A 500-nucleotide genomic window follows, 5' to 3' on the forward strand; every position below is an offset into this window, starting at 1 on the left:
GGGCAATGCGTAGGCATGGCCTACCAGTGCTGGGGAATGAGGCTGTATTTCAGTTCGATGATGACAGCATTACAGAATCAAATATTTACCCTTTACCACACTGGCGGGTAGTGTGGGGAATAGATGCAGGTGAAGTAACAGACCCTACAGTGTTAATACTGGCTCTCTATGACCCTGACAACGATAAATATTACATCTATCAGGAGCATTACTTAGATAGCTCTATAGAAGCCCGTAGCCCACGCACAGTAGCTAGTATCATCCTTAACAGTGAGTTTAGCGCTGTACCATTAGTTACCCCTCACGATATGGGGATTAACTCTAATGACCCCGAAGCCAGAGCCAAACAGCTACAGCGATTAGGCGTTAATGTCTATATGGTTCCTTTCCAGAATCCAGCAGAAACACAATTAGCTATCCAATATATCAGCAACGGAAACAAATCAACTAAGAAAATCTCTACGGGGATTAATGAAATGTGTTTCATGTTTGAGGATGGT

The 500-nt window shown here is 43.4% G+C and carries 1 protein-coding gene; it reads left to right on the forward strand.

The features are described from left to right. Nucleotides 1-26 precede the first annotated feature (26 nt). Nucleotides 27-500 (forward strand): hypothetical protein (locus N1032_RS28210; protein ID WP_259544065.1); only part of this gene is annotated, 474 nt, incomplete at its 3' end.

The sequence above is a fragment of the Herbiconiux daphne genome, from assembly GCF_024979295.1.
Classification (GTDB): domain Bacteria; phylum Actinomycetota; class Actinomycetes; order Actinomycetales; family Microbacteriaceae; genus Herbiconiux; species Herbiconiux daphnes.